Source organism: Hoylesella loescheii DSM 19665 = JCM 12249 = ATCC 15930 (assembly GCF_000378085.1).
GTDB lineage: Bacteria > Bacteroidota > Bacteroidia > Bacteroidales > Bacteroidaceae > Prevotella > Prevotella loescheii.
The window spans coordinates 190872-207342 of record NZ_KB899212.1 but is presented as its reverse complement, the minus strand read 5'-3'; the positions used below and the strand labels follow the sequence as shown (position 1 = coordinate 207342).

At 48.2% G+C, this 16471-nt stretch carries 10 protein-coding genes; 5 read left to right on the top strand and 5 right to left on the bottom strand.

Features of this window, described 5'->3' with window-relative positions; genetic code table 11:
- The first annotated feature begins 16 nt into the window (after positions 1-16).
- The 5 genes from F453_RS0104475 to F453_RS0104455 all read left to right on the top strand — a co-directional run bounded on the left by F453_RS0104475 (position 17) and on the right by F453_RS0104455 (position 7935).
- Complete coding sequence (locus F453_RS0104475) at positions 17-1216, top strand: acyltransferase family protein (protein ID WP_018966935.1); 1200 nt, start codon at positions 17-19, stop codon at positions 1214-1216.
- Between the two features lie 240 nt (positions 1217-1456).
- On the top strand, positions 1457-2296 hold the full coding sequence (locus F453_RS0104470) for an ATPase (protein ID WP_018966934.1): 840 nt from the start codon (positions 1457-1459) through the stop codon (positions 2294-2296).
- A 203-nt stretch (positions 2297-2499) separates the two neighbouring features.
- Positions 2500-3321 (top strand): N-acetylmuramic acid 6-phosphate etherase, encoded by an 822-nt coding sequence (gene murQ / locus F453_RS0104465; protein WP_009236512.1) that lies wholly within the window; start codon positions 2500-2502, stop codon positions 3319-3321.
- A 20-nt stretch (positions 3322-3341) separates the two neighbouring features.
- Positions 3342-5195, top strand: coding sequence for a serine hydrolase (locus F453_RS0104460; protein ID WP_018966933.1), 1854 nt, complete (start codon positions 3342-3344; stop codon positions 5193-5195).
- Between the two features lie 517 nt (positions 5196-5712).
- Positions 5713-7935 carry a GH92 family glycosyl hydrolase gene (locus F453_RS0104455; RefSeq protein WP_018966932.1) on the top strand — a complete coding sequence of 741 codons (2223 nt, stop codon included), beginning with the start codon at positions 5713-5715 and terminating at the stop codon, positions 7933-7935.
- Between the two features lie 264 nt (positions 7936-8199).
- On the opposite strand, the gene F453_RS0104450 is transcribed toward F453_RS0104455, so the two are convergent.
- The 5 genes from F453_RS0104450 to F453_RS0104425 form a co-directional block, all read right to left on the bottom strand.
- Positions 8200-9516 carry a DUF4369 domain-containing protein gene (locus F453_RS0104450; RefSeq protein WP_018966931.1) on the bottom strand — a complete coding sequence of 439 codons (1317 nt, stop codon included), beginning with the start codon at positions 9514-9516 and terminating at the stop codon, positions 8200-8202.
- A 351-nt stretch (positions 9517-9867) separates the two neighbouring features.
- A complete protein-coding gene (locus tag F453_RS0104445) occupies positions 9868-10878 on the bottom strand; it encodes a class II fructose-bisphosphate aldolase (RefSeq protein ID WP_009236518.1) in 1011 nt (336 codons plus the stop codon).
- 193 nt (positions 10879-11071) lie between these two features.
- On the bottom strand, positions 11072-12907 hold the full coding sequence (locus F453_RS0104440) for an SLC13 family permease (RefSeq protein ID WP_025789901.1): 1836 nt from the start codon (positions 12905-12907) through the stop codon (positions 11072-11074).
- A gap of 284 nt (positions 12908-13191) precedes the next feature.
- On the bottom strand, positions 13192-14394 hold the full coding sequence (locus F453_RS0104435; RefSeq protein ID WP_018966929.1) for a sugar MFS transporter: 1203 nt from the start codon (positions 14392-14394) through the stop codon (positions 13192-13194).
- Positions 14395-15275: 881 nt separating this feature from the next.
- Positions 15276-16139: a hypothetical protein gene (locus tag F453_RS0104425; RefSeq protein WP_018966927.1), complete on the bottom strand. Its 864-nt coding sequence runs from the start codon at positions 16137-16139 to the stop codon at positions 15276-15278.
- Positions 16140-16471 lie beyond the last annotated feature (332 nt).

Sequence of the window (16471 nt, the reverse complement as noted above, 5' to 3'; positions counted from 1 at the left end):
CCCAAACACCCTACCTATGGAAAAGAATAAGACCACTAGTAGGATTTTATCCATCGACATTTTGCGTGGTTTGACCATCGCGGGCATGATAACCGTGAACAATCCAGGCAGTTGGAGTTACATGTATGCACCGCTCGAGCATGCCGAATGGAACGGTCTGACACCCACCGACCTCGTTTTTCCCTTCTTCATGTGCGTGATGGGAATGTGCATCTACATCGCCATGAGCAAGTTCAACTTTGCTTGCAACCGTGCCACCGTGTACAAGATATTAAAGCGTATGGTGCTAATCTACCTCGTAGGTTTGGCCATTGGCTGGTTCGCCAAGTTCTGCTACCGCTGGAATAATCTACAAGAGGGGGCCGATTTCTTCTCCCAACTGTGGTACATGGTATGGTCGTTCGACAAAATTCGCTTAACGGGCGTACTTGCAAGACTTGCCGTTTGCTATGGCATAACGGCGTTGTTGGCCATCACCGTGCGGCATAAGCACCTGCCCTACATCGTTGGCGGACTGCTGCTAGCCTATTTTGTGATATTGATGGCAGGCAACGGGTTCGCCTACGACGAAACAAACATTCTCTCTATTGTAGACCGCGCAGTGCTTACCGATGCCCACATGTATCACGACAACGGCATCGATCCCGAAGGTTTGCTAAGCACCCTACCCTCAATAGCTCATACCCTGTTGGGCTTTATCATTGGTGGCATGCTCTTCCGCAAAGCTGACGCAGGCGTGCAACAACTTGACGCACGTGCTAATATCACCCTAACCAAGGTTGTTCCTCTTTTCGTTGTGGGCACATCGTTGCTATTTGCAGGCTATTTGCTTAGCTATGGTTGCCCCATCAACAAGAAAGTGTGGTCGCCTACCTTCGTATTGGTAACCTGCGGACTAGCCTCCATGCTCTTAGCCCTATTTACTTGGATTATCGACGTTAAGGGCAAAAAGAAGTGGAGCAAGTTCTTCGAAGTGTTTGGCGTTAATCCGCTCTTCCTCTTTGTACTGAGCGACTTCTTCGCCATTGTCTTCGGTGCATTCACCTTCCCCGTTGGCGACAAACAGATGAATGTCATTGGCTTCGTCTACTCGCAGCTATTATCCCCCATCTTTGGCCAATACGGCGGTTCGTTGGTCTATTCGCTGCTCTTTATCACCCTCAATTGGGTTATTGGTTATCAACTATATAAGAGGAAAATATACATTAAGTTATAAGAATTTGAGTGTTGATGTTTTTGAGTTTTGAAGTTCATAAGTTGTGGACAATTTGTTTTAGACCAACCAAAATAATTGCCCTATCATCAACTCGAATAAAAAGCAACTTAAAACTAACAAACCCAAGAACCCATCAACTCAAAAACTCGAAAGCCATTGGCTTAACTCCTTAAACGCCATAACCCCTTAACTCCTGAGACAGAATCAGTAAACTTGTAAACTAAAAAAACTCATAAACTCATGCAATATATTCTCATTGCCGACAGTGGCTCTACTAAAACAGACTGGTGTGTAGTGCAAAACGGACAGCAACAAGGCCGATATGAAACCAAGGGAATGAACCCTTTCTTTCAAACACAAGTCCAAATGGAAGAGGAGATACGCCAAAACCTCTTGCCCCAACTGCCCAACGAACAGCCCACAGCAGTGTTTTTCTATGGTGCAGGATGCACACCCGAGAAGTCGCCATTGGTGAAAGAGAGTCTCGAACGCTGCTTTCCTGGCGCAACCACCATTGAGGTCAACTCCGACCTCTTGGCTGCCGCCCGTTCCCTTTGCGGTTACCAGCCTGGCATCGCCTGCATTCTGGGCACAGGTTCAAACTCGTGTTTCTACGATGGTAAGGGTATTTCGTTCAACGTTCCCGCATTAGGCTTCATCCTAGGCGATGAAGGTAGCGGTGCCAACCTTGGCAAAAGGCTTGTAGGAGACATACTTAAAAACCAATTCCCAGGCGACTTAAAGACGGCGTTCTTTGAAGAATTCGACACCAGCATGGCAGATATCATCGACCGTGTTTACCGTCAACCCTTCCCAAGTAGGTTCCTTGCAGGCTTCAGTCCGTTCCTCTCGCGCCATCGCGAGCATCCAGCAGTACACCATTTGTTGGTTAACGCCTTCAAATCGTTTATTCGCCGAAACGTGATGCAGTACGATTACAACAAACACGCCATGAACTGTATTGGCTCTATTGCCGACGTTTACCGCAACGAAGTGGCTGAAGCAGCACAGATTTTGGGCGTTACCTTGGGGCAGATAAAGAAAAGCCCGATGGAGGGATTGGTAACTTATCACTCATAATCCCAACCACTTCCCCTCTCTCCAAAGGTAGAGAGAAGAAGTATTCAGTGCAACCACACAATGTGGCCACAAAGCAAATAAACACAGCAAGCAAAGCTATCATAAGTAAATAAATATAGAATACAAAGCCATCACACAGCATATCGCTCCCCTCTACCCTTGGAGAGGGGCGAACGGGGGTGAGGCTTCACATCTATTACATTATGTCATTCACAAAGATAACCGAGCAGCCGTCGCTCTATAACAACCTCGAAACAAAGACGGCAGAAGAACTTCTGAGAGACATCAACACTGAAGACCGAAAGGTGGCAGAGGCTGTTGAGAAGACCATTCCACAAGTGGCGAAGCTCGTAGAACTGATTGTGCCCCGCATGAAACGCGGTGGACGCATCTTTTATATGGGCGCTGGAACAAGCGGAAGATTGGGCGTGCTAGACGCTAGCGAACTTCCCCCAACCTTCGGCGTACCCAAAACGCTGGTCATCGGCCTTATCGCAGGTGGCGACACGGCGCTTCGCAATGCCGTTGAAAATGCCGAAGACGATGAGGAACGCGGATGGGACGAGCTCACCGAGTTTAACATTAACGAGAAAGACACCGTTATTGGCATTGCCGCTTCGGGTACAACGCCCTACGTGGTGGGTGCTCTTAGATGCGCAAGAGAACATGGAATACTCACCGCTTGCATCACAAGCAACCCCGATTCGCCTATGGCAGCCGAGTCGGATGTGGCTATCGAGATGGTTGTAGGTCCCGAATACGTTACGGGAAGCTCGCGAATGAAGTCGGGAACGGGTCAAAAGATGATTCTCAACATGATTTCAACCGCCGTGATGATACAGCTTGGCCGCGTTAAAGGCAACAAGATGGTGAACATGCAGCTTAGCAACAAGAAGCTGGTTGACCGTGGAACGCGCATGCTCGTTGAGATGCTTGGTTTGGAATACGGCAAAGCCAAGAACCTGCTTTTGCTCCATGGGTCGGTGGAAAAGGCCTTGGAAGAATACAAACGCCCTCACGAATAACCCCCAAACGCACATAAACGATGTTCAGGATTTTGTTTTCGGCTCTCTGTGCTTTTGCCCTTAACGCCTCGGCTAACAACATTCCCACGGCTTCACCCGAAGAAGTGGGCATGAGTTTGGCACGTCTGCGCGCTGCCGACGAAGTTATTCTGCGCGCCATTCGCGACCATCGCACACCTGGTGCAGTGCTTGCTGTGGTGCGCCACGGAAAAATGGCCTACCTTAAAGCCTATGGAAATAGGCAGACCTACCCCACCACGCAACCCATGACCACCCAAACGGTGTTCGACATGGCATCGTGTACCAAGCCCATGGCTACGGCCATATCGGCCATGCTACTTGTAGAGCGGGGCAAGCTGCGCCTTTCCGACCCCGTTAGCACTTATCTGCCCGAGTTTAAAAACTGGCATGGCGAGGGTAAAGACAGCGTAACGATACGCGTGGAAGACTTGCTGACGCACACTTCAGGTCTACCGCCTTACGCCCCCGTAAAGACATTGGCCGAGGCCAACGGCAAGCCCAACCCCGCCAAACTGATGGCATACATCGCACGCTGCAAACGCGATTTTAAGCCACATACCGACATGCAGTACAGCTGCCTGAACTATATCACCCTGCAAAACATCGTTGAACGCATCACGGGACAGTCGCTCCGCACCTTTGCTGCCAACAATATCTTCATCCCATTGGGCATGAATCACACCGATTTCTTACCCTGCGCACCCGACAAAAGCGGTAAGCTGGCCAACACATCACAGCCTCGCTGGGTGACCAACGGCGAACAAGCAAGCCTCACGCCCATAGCTCCCACCGAGCGACAACCCAACGGAACGGTGAAACTAGGTCAGGTACACGACCCCTTGGCATGCACACTTAATGGTGGCGTGTCGGGTAATGCGGGCCTATTTTCCTCTGCCGAAGACGTAGCCACACTTTGCGCCATGCTCCAAAACGGAGGTGAATGGGGCGGGAAACGCATCCTTAGTCCGCTAACGGTAAAGGCCATGCGCTCTATTCCACAAAATTTCAACAGCTTTGGGCGTAGCCTTGGCTGGGACGTAAGTTCGGCATACGCCTCCAATCAAGGCGATTTGCTTAGCGACGAAGCCTACGGACACACAGGCTACACAGGCACATCGATCGTTATCGACCCTGTTAACGACCTCTCCATCATCTTACTTTGCAACAGCGTTCACCCCGTAGACACCACCAATGTGATACGTCTGCGCGCCCAAGTGGCCAATGCCGTGGCCGCAAGCATAACCAACGAGGCTGCCGCTTTCCCTGGTTATTACTACGTTAGGATGCGTACTTTCGAGGCCGAACCACCCATCCGCTCTACCGATATCGTGATGTTGGGCAACAGCCTTACCGAAGGTGGTCGCGATTGGGCAGAGAAATTGGGCAAGCCCAACGTGCGCAATCGTGGCATTAGTGGTGATGTGGCGATGGGTATTGATGCTCGTCTGTTCCAAATTACGCCCCACAAACCTGCTAAAATATTCTTACTCGTCGGCATTAACGATGTAAGCCACGACCTCACCGTAGACAGCATCGTTACCAATATACGTTTGTTGGTAGAGCATATACACGCCCAATCACCCAAAACTAAATTGGTGTTACAGAGCCTTCTACCCATACGCGAGAGCACAGGGCGATGGAAACGCCTGCAAGGCAAAACCGACATGATACCCCAAATCAATGCGCGCCTCGAAGCGTTGGCACGCGAAAAGGGGCTCACTTTCATCAATCTCTTCCCTCACTTCACCGAACCAGGCACCAATGTGCTACGTTCCGAGCTAACCTACGATGGGCTTCACCTCAGCAAGGCGGGCTACGACGTATGGGTGAAGTTGCTTAAGCCGCATCTGTAATATTGCTTCGAGTTGGTGAGTTCATGAGTTTTTAGTTCATAAATTCATGAGTTTATTGGTTCATTAGTTTACTGATTTTTGGGCATTCAGCCAACAAGCTAAAAGCTTAATGCCTAAAAAGAATGGGGTAAAGAATGCCGTATGCAACGGGCTTTATCGTCAGCCTATCAGTACAAGACCGTTTGTACGGTGGCTACAAGTCGTTTGTAGTGGCACTACAAAGCATCGGTAGGGCGACTACAAGCCACTTGTAGTGGGGCTACAAAGCACTTGTAGTGGGAATACAAGCCACTGTGTAGCCTAACAGGAGGTTTGCAAATGCCTCATCGCTAAACAACGGTTAATTTCCCAATGCTAATCTTTTGTACCACAATGGTGCTAAGAAAAGAAGGCATAAGCAAATTAAAGAAGCCACAAACCCAGCGGTTTGGCAACTAAAAAGCTCAACAACTCACCCCCTCACAAACGCAAGCCCCCAACTCTTCATAAACTCAAACCCTCATAAACCCACAACGCAATGAAGAAATTAACAATCTTGGCACTTGCCCTTATGGCAACAAGTGCGGGCATGGCACAGAGCCAACCCGTTGATTATGTCAGCACGCTGGTGGGCACGCAGTCCACATTCCAGCTATCTACCGGTAATACCTATCCCGCCACGGCCATGCCCTGGGGAATGAATTTCTGGACTCCGCAAACGGGAAAGATGGGCGATGGGTGGACGTATGGCTATCAAGCCAACAAGATAAGGGGACTGAAACAGACGCACCAGCCCAGTCCGTGGATCAACGATTACGGTCAATTCGCAATCATGGCCACAACGGGCAAGCCCATTTTTGATGAAGAAGGGCGCGCCTCGTGGTTCTCACACAAGGCCGAAACAGCCAAGCCCTATCATTATAAGGTGTACTTGGCCGACTACGACATTACGGCCGAACTGGCACCCACCGAGCGGGCGTGCCTCATGCGCTTCACTTTCCCGAAGACCGACTCGGCAAACGTCATCGTAGACGCTTTCGACAAGGGTTCGTACATCAGGTTATTGCCCGACAAACGCACCATCGTGGGCTACACCACGAAGAATAGCGGGGGCGTGCCAGATAACTTCAAGAACTACTTTGTTATCGTGTTCGACCGCGATTTCAACACAGCACGTTTGGCCGACGGTAAGAAACTGCTCGCCACCGACAAACAAGAGCTACAAACAGACCATGCTGGGGCCGTCGTAACCTTCAGCTGCAAGCGTGGCGAACAGGTGCACGCGCGTGTCGCCTCATCGTTTATCAGCGAGGCGCAGGCCATACAAAATCTCGAAGAATTGGGCAACAGCTCGTTCGAAACGTTGCTGCAAAAAGGCAGACAACGCTGGAACGACGTGCTGGGACGCATCAGCGTGGAAGACACCAACATCGATAACTTGCGCACTTTCTACTCATGCCTCTACCGCTCTACGCTTTTCCCGCGCAAGTTTTATGAGATTTCTGCCAATGGCGACACGCTACATTACAGTCCGTACAACGGAAAGGTGTTGCCTGGAACGATGTTTACCGACACAGGTTTTTGGGATACGTTTCGCAGTCTCTTCCCTTTGGTAAACCTTGTGTACCCCTCCATGGCGCGCGAGATGCAAGAAGGACTGGTGAATACCTACAAGGAGAGCGGCTTTTTACCCGAATGGGCAAGCCCTGGACATCGCAATTGCATGGTGGGTAACAACTCGGCGTCGATCGTTGCCGATGCTTACATCAAGGGCATACGTGGTTACGACATCGAAACGCTATGGCAGGCCGTGAAGCATGGCACGAAAGCGGTGCATCCGCAGGTGGCTTCTACGGGCCGTTTGGGGTACGAGTATTACAACAAACTGGGCTATGTGCCCTGCGATGTGGGCATTAACGAGAGCGCTGCACGCACCTTAGAATATGCTTACGACGACTGGTGCATTGCCCAATTGGGTAAGGCGCTAGGCAAACCAAAGAAAGAATGGGCCGAGTTTGAACGTCGTTCGGAGAACTATCGCAACCTTTTCAGCAAGGAATTTAACCTGATGCGCGGCCGAAAAAAGAATGGCGAGTGGCAAAAACCTTACAACCCATTGAAGTGGGGCGATGTTTTCACCGAGGGAAACGGCTGGCATTACACATGGTCAGTATTTCATAACCCCCGTGGCCTTATCTCGTTGATGGGCGGCAACAAAGCTTTCACGGCCATGCTCGACTCTGTTTTCGCTCTCCCACCTGTGTTCGACGACAGCTATTATGGTCAGGTGATACACGAAATTCGTGAGATGCAGATTATGAACATGGGTAATTATGCCCATGGAAACCAACCCATACAGCACATGCCTTATCTCTACAATTGGAGTGGCTCACCTTGGAAGACCCAATATTGGGTTCGCGAGGTGATGGATAGGCTTTACAGTGCGCATCCCGACGGCTATTGCGGTGATGAAGACAATGGTCAAACTTCCGCTTGGTACGTCTTTTCGGCCATGGGTTTTTACCCGGTGTGTCCAGCTAGCAACGAATATGCCATTGGCACACCGCTTTTCGCCAAGGTTTCGTTGCACTTGGAGAACGGCAAGACAACCGTTATCACCGACAACAACCCACAATGGCGCTACATCAAGCGGTTAACCATTAACGGATCGCCCAACAACAGCAATTGGCTAACCCACAAAACGCTTACTTCGGGCGCAACAATTGGTTTCGAAATGAGTGAGAAACCCGTTGATAGGTAATAACTATCATATAACCAAACAAGACCGACAAGACCCATACGACGAGGCAAACAAGGTGCTTCTCGTATGGGTCTTGTCGGTCTTACTTTTTCTATGAGCCTTGCAAAAATGTAAGTTCGGGATAAGAAACATGTTTGTGACATGCAACATTGTTACATATCACAAAAGTATCGCTTATGCGGTAACGCAATGGGAATTAAAAAAGGCAGTTCAAGACATTATTAGGCGATTTTTTCTTGCTTGTTAGCTGGGTCGCAATTCACCCTATGCCTTCTTCTTCTCTTTCTTTGTTTTGCCTTTGTCTTTTTGTTCGTTCTTCTTCTTTCCTTTCTTATCGTTGTCTCCGTCGTTCTGTTCGTCCTTCTTACTTTTCTTTTCGTTGCCTTCGTCCTTTAACTCGCCTTTCTTCTTACCCTTCTTATCGTTACCTTCATCGTTTAATTCGCCCTTCTTCTTACCTTTCTTATCGTTGTCTTCATCGCCTTGTTCAACATTCTTCTTTTTCTGTTTCTGCTCGTATTGTTTGGTTAATTTAGCTGCATTCTTGTCTAGAAGTTTCTGCATTTCAGCAAGGTAACTGCTCGTCCTGACTATTTTTCCTTCGGGGTCTAACATTGCGAAGAAAGGCGTAGCGTCTTGTCCATAAACCTCGTTAAAGCGTTTGAAGCCCTTCTTGGTAAGGCGATATTGTGGCCACAAAAGCTGCTCGCGTTCCAAGAATTTTTGCCAAAGAAAGTCTTCCTTGTCGTCGGCCACACAGAGAAAAGACACCTCTGGATGTTTGGCAATCATCTTTTTAAACTCGGGTATTAGCTTTTGGTTCGACTTTCTCCACGTTGTCCAAAAGCATACGAACGCCACTTTGTCTTTTGGGATGGCAGAAAGCAGGGAGGTTAGATGGTTCTTTTGGGTGTACATAGACAAGTCTTCAAGCGCTTCGCCCACAGCCATTGCCTTGGCGGTAGCCACTGCTCGGCGGTAGGCTTGCACTCGTGGGTAGTCGTCGAGACACGCAAAAATGTTGGCCGTGATGTCTTCTATCTGGCGTTTGGTAAGCGTTCGGTTGTTAAGCACCATCTCTGTGGCCATCTTTATGGCCAAAGGCGACTGCGGATGCTGCTTCATCCACGTCAAAGAGTCGTTCTTACGTTGGTTAAAGTCGTTGAAGTCTTCCTGTGCTCGTCCACCCGTAACGCGCAGATGCTTGCTTATGGGCAGGTTAGAGAAAAGGTATTTGTACTTGTCGGCTTTGATAACCATCTCGGTATTACTAACAAATATGGGGGTATAGGTCCACGTTGGTTCTTCTTTCGATTCCATGGCGTAGAGCAGCTTGTAGTTGTTGGTAGACAGTGTACACAGTGTGGGGTGTGTAACTCTTCCCACTACCTCGAACTTTCCATCCTTAACGATGGCTCTAGCCACTTCATCGTAGTTCGATCCCTCCGCTGTTTCCAATACAACTTCAATGCCTTCGGGCAAGTCGGGTATGTCGCTTGTAATGATAAAGCCCTTATTTGATTGGGCGAATGTGTTTAAGGTGCAGAGCGTGCATAACAGGGTAATGATTAGTCTATCCATGTTTTCGTGGTTATTTTTTGCAAAAATAGCGAATTATTTCATATTACAAGACACATTGGATGTAAATTATTGCATTGTGAAAAAGTTAAAATAGGAAATGGAGGCATGTAGACGAGTAAACCCGTAGTTTAGGACTAAATGCAGTTGGTTGAGCTATCAGATACAGGCTATTAAAAATAAAAAAGCGGACATCTTTTTAACAAAGATGTCCGCATTCGTTAAGGTTTGTTCCCTAGTCAATCTGTTGCACTGGTTTTACCTTGTAACAGCTGTCTATGGGAGTGTCACCTAATTCTGTATAAGGATGTGCCTCCAACGTGAGGACACATCCCCTAAAGACTTATTATAAAATTAGTCGAGTTGTGCCAACTTGTTATCAGAACCCAACACTTCCTTAATCTTGTGCTTGTAGAGTTCTGTCATCAGGTCGCGAGCAGGTCCGCAGTACTTGCGGGGATCAAACTCAGCAGGCTGTTCAGCAAATACCTTACGAACGGCAGCGGTGAAAGCCAAACGCGAGTCAGAGTCGATGTTGATCTTGCAAACAGCGCTCTTCGATGCTTTACGCAGTTGCTCTTCGGGGATACCAACAGCATCGGGCAACTTGCCACCATATTTGTTAATCATGTCAACATACTCTTGGGGTACTGAAGACGAACCATGGAGCACGATGGGGAATCCAGGAAGTTTCTCCATGATGGCGTCGAGCACGTCGAAAGCCAAGGGAGGAGGTACAAGACGACCAGTCTTCGGGTCGCGTGTGCATTGTTCGGGAGTGAACTTGTATGCTCCGTGCGACGTACCGATAGAGATAGCCAACGAGTCTACACCCGTCTTCGTAACGAAGTCGATAACCTCTTCGGGCTTGGTGTAGTGCGATTCGCTTGCCACAACGTCGTCTTCAACGCCAGCAAGAACGCCAAGCTCACCCTCAACAGTTACGTCGAACTGATGTGCATACTCAACAACCTTCTTCGTTAGGGCAACGTTTTCGTCATAAGGAAGTGACGAACCGTCGATCATTACTGACGAGAAGCCAGCGTCGATACAGCTCTTGCAAGTTTCGAAGCTATCTCCGTGGTCCAAGTGAATAACGATTTCAGGGTGTTTTACTCCGAGTTCTTTTGCGTATTCAACAGCGCCCTGTGACATATAACGCAGAAGGGTGGGGTTAGCATAGTTGCGCGCGCCCTTCGAAACCTGTAAGATTACGGGTGATTTGAGGTCGGCAGCAGCCTTAATGATGGCTTGCAGCTGTTCCATGTTGTTAAAGTTGAATGCCGGAATTGCGTATCCGCCATTGATGGCCTTCTTAAACATCTCGCGAGTGTTTACTAGACCCAGTGATTTGTAATCTACCATAATTTTATTTTATTAAAAAGTTGGATGTCGTTATCTTATTTATACGTATGCAAAATTACAGCTTTAATTTGTCAACACAAAGAGTTATATGTGTTTTTTATGCCTAACGGGGTCGAATAGTAGCATTAATTGATACTTATCATTTCGTGGCTTACATTTTGTCAGCTTTACTTTACACTTGCATACGTTACCCTTATCCCAATGGGAAGATTATGGGCAATAAGAAGATCATCACTATACCGATGACGAGTTGCAAGGGGAAGCCCACCTTTACATAGTCCATGAAGGTATATTGGCCCGCTCGCATAACCAGCGCATTTGGCGGAGTGGAGAACGGCGACATAAAACACATGCTCGCGGCAATGGTTACGGCGAAGAGGAACGCATAAGGACTGGCGCCTATCTCTTTGGCTGCCGAGAGCGCAATGGGTGCCATTAGCACGGCGGTGGCCGTGTTACTAATGAACATCGTTAAGATCGTGGTCGTTAAATAAATGCCGGCTAGAAGCACAATGGGACTCATACTGCCCAAAGAATCTACCAAAGCGTGTGATATTTCAGCAGAAACGCCCGTTTTTTCGAGGGCTGTAGACATGGGCATCATGGCTGCAATAAGCACCACACTCTCCCAATTGATGGTTTTATAAGCGGCTTCCACGTTGCGGAAACATCCCGTTAGCACCATCAGCAGACCAGCAATGACAACGGCCGTTACAGGTGCAATGGGGATGAAATCGAACATCATCATGGCCACCATCAGCAACATGATGGCGCCCGCGATGGGTGCCTTGTTGGTAAGTATCACCTTTTGAGCCTGCTCTTTGGGCTGACCCAGCACCACCCAGTCGTCATTTTCGTTTGCAAGTTGTCCGATATTGGTCCACGAACCTTGTACCAACAGCACGTCGCCTGCATGTAGACGCTCTTCGGAAAGGTCTTTAAGGATGTAGTCGTGACTACGTCTGATGCCCAGAACGTTAACGTTAAAGTGTTCGCGAAGACCAGAATTCTTCAGCTTCGCACCGTTAAGCTGCGACGTAGGCATAAGCACCAGCTCGGCAATACCCAGGTCGTAGAAGTCGATACCTGTGTTATCAAGTAGTTCGAGCTTCATTTCGGTGGCAAAAACGTCCATGTGTTCGTTGTCGCCCGTTATGTAAATAACGTCTTCGGCTTGCAACATACTGTCGGGCATGGGCATGCTTTGCTTCACGTTACGTATGAAACGACCACTACGCGCAGCCTTTCGTCTAATCTCCATCACACTTAATCCGTAGCGGTTGCGGAGGTCTAGTTCGGCAAGTGTTTGTCCGCCAATGGGCGATTCGTGCGTGATATGATACCGACGAAGCTGATGTTGCAGGTTGTATTCCTCTACTAGCTGGTCGAGCGTTTTACCCACGTTGGCTGCATCGCCGTCTTTCTGCTTGCGTTTTCCCAGAAACAGGCGCGATAGTGGCAACATCATGCCCACACCCAAGCACACGATGACGATACCCACAGGGGTAAACGAGAAGAATGTTAACGGTTGTTCGCCTGCTTGCGTTAACGCATCTTGTATCACAAGGTTAGGAGGCGTACCGATAAGGGTTAGCATTCCGCCCATGCTACTTGCAAAAGCCAAGGGCATAAGCATGCGCCCGGGGTGCGTTCCTTTTTGTGTGGCCATACTCACAACAACAGGCATCATCAAGGCTATTGTTCCCGTGTTGCTCACGAGACCGCCGATAACGGCTGTGGTAAACATCACTAGCAGGAACATAAACGTGTCGTTGCCGCCCGCCATCTTCATAATGCGTTGGCTGGTGGCCTTGGCCAAGCCTGTTTGGAATATGGCTCCGCCAACAACGAACAGGCCCACCATCATGATAACCACGGTGGAAGAGAAGCCAGCAAGCGCCTCGGCAGGAGTGAGAACACCAAATATCAGGAGGGCAGCCATGGCACATACCGCCACAACATCCGAACGAAGGCGGCCGATGATGAACATGGTTACCGAAAGGGCAAGGATTACTAATGTAATGATCATGTTTTGAACGATTGCTTTTTTGTGTTTTACCAACCACTGTAAAGAACTCTCTTCGGCTGGCGTTGTTGGTGAATAGGGATGTAAAGATACAAAGAAAATCACGATTAGAAGGCCTAATCGGGATTATATTATGTTCTTTTATAGGTTGGAAAAGGACTTGGGATAACTTGTTTTCGCCATTCATCTAGGCTTTCCCTACAGCCTTGGCTCACAAGGATACGCATCATTTCGAGAAATCCAATGCATTCCTGCCTCCTAACAAAATTGTATTACCCTCCCCAAGATTAACCTCTTCTAAGTTCTTTCCACGCGTATGCCAGTACCACCGCAAAGCCTGCGAGGGGCAAAACAAAAGGCAAAACGGGGTTGCTATTATCAGCTATCATACCCATGAGCAAGAAACCGCAACCGCCAACAGGTGTCATCATCAAGATAGACGATGCACTTTTGGTGAGCCTACCTAAGCCCGTGAGGGCCAAAGAGAAGATGGTGGGGAACATGATGGCCTCAAAAAAGTAGTTGGCTAGCAAGCCTATCAACGACAACACGCCCATATTGAGCAACACCAAGCACATACTACATACGCAGCCAACTGCGCAAACGAACAGCACACGCTGTGCACGAACGCGTCGCATCACCCAACTTCCGCCAAACCTACCTATCATAAAGAAGGCCAAAGCAGCAGTAAGTACAATCGAAGCAGACTTATCCGACATCCATCCTTGGCCTGTAACAAAGTTGATAAAGTAGCTGTTGATGGATATTTCGGCCACTTCGTAAGCTAAAAGTGCAGCCAAACCCATCACGAACATTGGCTGTTTAAATAGTTCAGCAAGGTTTTTCAGTCCGCTTCCGCTCGTTTCGTCTTCGGTGGTGGATTGTATTTCGGGCAGTTGCACACGCGAGAAAACCAGTGCAATAAGCAGCACCACAACGCCTAAAACCACGTAGGGGATGGCCACATTGCCTCCTTCGCTGTCGTTGCGAAAGAGAAACAGGCCCACGCTAAACGTAGCGAAAATGCTGCCCATGCCGTTAAACGACTGCGAGAGGTTTAGCCTACTGGTGGCCGTTTGGGGCGAACCCAACTCGGTTACGTAGGGATTGGCAGCCGTCTCAAGAAAGGTGAGTCCGCAACCAATGACAAACAGCGCGCCCAAAAACACCTCAAACGTGCCGATATTGGCCCCTGGCACGAAGAGAAACGCACCCAAAGCAAAGAGCGCAAGCCCAAAAACCACCCCACGACGATAGCCAAAGCGATTGATAAACAATCCTGCGGGAATGGCCATGATAAAGTAACCCAGATAGGTTGTTACCTGAATGAGGGCCGACTGCGAAATGGATATATGCAGTTCGTTCTGAAAATGCTTGTTCAGCACATCGAGAATGGCTCGGGCAAAGCCCCATAAAAAAAAGAGGGTGGTGATAAGTACAAAGGGCAGAAGGTATCTCCGCTCCGTTAGTGATGCTTGTTTTTTGTTCATTATATGATGATAAGGATAGACGTTTATGGTTCGCATCGAATGTTATTTGGTAGCACCGCGTGTCTGCTTTCGCGCATACCGTTGCCTCGCGTGTTGCCTTTTTGCCATCTTTGCACGAGCCTGTGCACGATGAATGCGCACTACAAGATATTCGCTGCGATACTTGTCGACTTCATTACACAATACATCAGCATATTTTTGTTTCTTTAAGAAGCCGACGGCGTTTAACGTTCGCATGCAGAAAAGCCCTCTTATGCACTGCATTATAGCGTTTACGCGCCTGTACAAGGCCTTTTCTGGTATTCTACATTTCTCTTTTCGCACAAGGCGAAACGATTAAACCACTGCTGCAAAGTTAATAAAAAATCGCGACACCCCAGCAAATACCCTCCGATAAAGCCTTCTAGGTATAGCTGTTGGGCATTAGAAAAGGCGAAAAACGAACTAATCGGCACGATAAAGGGATGAAAAACAGCGTTTATCCTTCAATTCTGGGCATGAAAAAAGGGCTCCGCTGAGCCCCAACCTTTTGTTAACCTTAAATCTAATACTATGAAAAACACATTACAAAGTTAATTCTTTATTATTTACGTTGCAAGCATTTGTCCATAATTATACCGTATTTTATATTTTGTTGTATTATTTATGCACCGTTTTAATACAAATTAAATCTTTGGAAGAGCCATCAAATACTGTATGTTTACAAACAAGAATGACCCATTTGTCGCAATATATGCAAGGCGCAGCAAGGGCTAATGAAGGCGGATGTAAATCTTTTCGAACTCTTTAAACACGTATCCATGCACCAATATGCGCACTCGTCCTACGCTAAAAGAGCGAGGTTAAGTTTACATTTGCCCAGCGCTTACGATTTAGCCCCACTAAGTACGCACGCCACTTGTTTTCTTCTTTCGCCTGTTGTGATAGTTAACCAATCCCGGAATAATGTCGTTTTCGATACATGCAGGTTCAAAATTAAACTCCGAACAAACCTCACGCAGCAGATATTCCCACGTTGTTGCGATCTTGCCCATAAAGTAAACGGGCTGCGATTGGAAGTCGTATTGTATCAAGTTACGCCTTACAAAGCTGCGAAAACTATCAGCAACAAGGTCGTGCACATAAGGATGGTTGGGGCGTTCGGCTAAAAAAGTGCTCACCGTAGCCAAATAGTAGTGTGGCAAGGGTTCGTTATATACCTTCTCCATCATCTCAGACGGTGTGGTGTTGTTCTTGTATAGGAAGTCAACCACCAACTCTTCGGGTGCCAATCGTTTAAGCACATCCGATAGAAATGCCTTTCCCATAGCCGAACCACTACCCTCGTCGCCAAGGATAAAGCCACCAGGATGCACGTTCTTCTCAATCTCCTCGCCATTGTAGAAACACGAGTTGCTACCCGTATCAAGAATACAGGCAATGCCAGGCTTATCTAGACACATGCCACGAGCCGCTGCCAGCAAGTCGCTTTCTACGAAAGTGGGGGTTTTGAACTGCGAAATGATAGACGTACTCACAACTTTCTTCTTCGATTCGTTGCTACATCCCGCACCATAATAGTATATTTTTTGCAGTTTTCGGTGAAAATATTCCTCGGGTAAGCCTAGTCGTACGCTTCGACTAATCTCCTTTCGGGTCTGAAAATAGGGGTTAAGACCCTCCGTTCGCGCCTTTTCCACAATCTTCCCGTCCTCAACAAACACCCAATCGGTATGTCGCGAGCCACTTACTACAATCAATGTCATCATATCTTTCCTGCGTATAAAGGTTTTTAGCCATGCCCTATGGCATGCGGTTGGTTTCTTTTATGAAAACGTTTTTAGGTTTTATATGCACAAAGATACAGTTTTATTTCCACCACGCCATGTTTTTATGGATAAAAATGTAGGTAAAAACGATAAGCGGTATCGGCACGGCGATGGTGGCATAGATAACAAACCGGGCGCGTGCATACCCACAACCGCCCACTCATCTTTAATAATACGCGCGCGCGTACGCGAGAGAGAAAGACACCAGTAGTTGCCCATCCTTATTCATCTTTCACGGCATCACCCGCCCAAACACCAGAAGCCACAAC